Origin of the sequence: uncultured Streptococcus sp., assembly GCF_938036805.1 — a bacterium.
Classification (GTDB): Bacteria; Bacillota; Bacilli; order Lactobacillales; family Streptococcaceae; genus Streptococcus.
Map to the genome: position 1 here is coordinate 1 of NZ_CALHWC010000130.1, position 2,088 is coordinate 2,088.

Below are 2,088 nucleotides of genomic sequence, written 5' to 3' on the forward strand. Positions count from 1 at the left end.
CTAACCCAAGTTGGAATCTCTATTTTCTTAACCTTCAATCCTAAATTATCTTCAAAAGCTGTGTTCACAACATATTCAATATGCTGCTTTTCCTCTTTCGTAACAAGTTTTGTCGGCAAAAATGCCCAAAGCAATTGAACTATCGGCATCATGCCTATGACAAAAATTGAAATAAAGAAAATAAGTATTAGTTTAATTAGATCCTTTTTCACTTCAATTCCCCCACTTAAACTTCTCTAACTTATTTTTCACATAGTGACTCATTGACTAGAGATGTAATTAAGAGCTTAGTTTGCAACTTTGGCACTAATCATATTTTTTAATCCATCACCTTTATTTCCAGAATCATATCGCGAATCTGTGCAGCCAGTTCGAAGTCCAGAAGTCCGGCAGCTTCTTGCATCTGACCTTCCAGTTTCTTGATCATATCCTTGCGTTCTTGCTTGTTGAGGCTTTCGATTTCAACGGTTTCTTCCTTGTCTGGCAGGGCTGCCTTGGTAACGCTGATCAGGTCGCGGATTTCTTTCTTGATGGTCTGCGGTACAATGCCATGCTCTTCGTTATATGCCATCTGGATTGCCCGACGGCGAGCAGTTTCATCAATAGCGCGCTGCATGGACTGGGTCATGGTGTCCGCATACATAATCACATGCCCCTCACTGTTGCGGGCTGCCCGGCCAATAGTCTGGATCAGGCCACGTTCGTTGCGAAGGAAACCTTCCTTATCTGCATCAAGAATTGCCACCAGACTAACCTCAGGAACGTCAATTCCCTCGCGTAGCAGGTTAATCCCAACCAGAACGTCAAAGACACCTAAGCGCAGGTCTCGGATAATCTCAGTCCTCTCCAAGGTCTTGATGTCCGAGTGCATGTATTTAACCTTGACACCCATTTCCTTGAAGTAGTCGGTCAAGTCTTCAGCCATTTTCTTGGTCAGGGTTGTGATAAAGGTCCGCTCATTCTTTTCAACACGGGCATTAATTTCACCTAAGAGATCATCAATCTGTCCCATAGTTGGGCGGACTTCCACCTCTGGATCCAGTAGCCCTGTCGGCCGGATAATCTGCTCAATAACAGTATCCGTCTGTTCATTTTCATAGTCGCCCGGCGTAGCCGATACATAGACAATCTGGTGAACATGGCTCTCAAACTCCTCCCGGCGCAGCGGACGGTTGTCCAAGGCAGACGGCAAGCGGAAACCATAATTAACTAGCATCTCCTTACGAGAGCGGTCGCCATTGTACATACCGCGAATCTGACCCATGGTCATGTGACTCTCGTCAATCATAATCAAAAAATCATCAGGGAAAAAATCCAGAAGGGTATAAGGCGGCTCTCCTTCGCTCCGACCATCCATGTGGCGAGAATAGTTCTCAACACCATTCGTATAGCCCATTTCACGCAGCATTTCGATATCATACTCTGTGCGCTGTTTCAAGCGCTGAGCTTCCAATAGCTTACCTTCCTTCTCAAAGATAGCCAGCTGCTCCTCCAGTTCGGCCTGAATCTTAGTAATCGCCACTTCCATGTGGTCTTCATTGGTCACGAAGTGAGTGGCTGGGAAGATGGCTAAATGGTCCACCTCACCCAAGACTCGTCCTGTCAAGGCTTCAACCTCACGAATTCGGTCAATCTCATCTCCGAAAAACTCTACCCGAAAGGCATGCTCATCCCGAGAAGCTGGGAAAATCTCAACCACATCGCCTCGAACCCGGAATTTCCCCCGCTGAAAGTCAATGTCATTGCGCTCAAACTGGATATCTACCAAGTCATTGAGCAACTTGTCACGGGAAATCTCTAGTCCAGGACGCAGGCTTACCACGCTATCAGAGTATTCCTTAGGCGAACCCAGACCGTAGATACAAGAGACCGAAGCCACGACAATCACGTCGTTGCGCTCCAAGAGGGCTGATGTCGCTGAGTGACGGAGCTTGTCAATCTCGTCATTGACCGAGCTATCCTTTTCAATATAAGTATCACTGGAAGGCACATAGGCCTCAGGCTGGTAGTAATCATAGTAGGAAACGAAGTATTCCACCGCATTATTGGGGAAGAACTCCTTGAACTCACCATAAAGCTGGCCGGCCA

The 2,088-nt window shown here is 46.7% G+C and carries 1 protein-coding gene and 1 pseudogene; both read right to left on the minus strand.

Translation table 11 applies throughout. The features are described from left to right. Positions 1–212, minus strand: a pseudogene (locus Q0191_RS05155) (hypothetical protein); the annotation flags it as partial. A gap of 107 nt (positions 213–319) precedes the next feature. Further along, positions 320–2,088, minus strand: a 1,769-nt coding sequence (gene uvrB, locus Q0191_RS05160; protein WP_297664439.1) for an excinuclease ABC subunit UvrB, incomplete at its 5' end; no start/stop codon positions are given.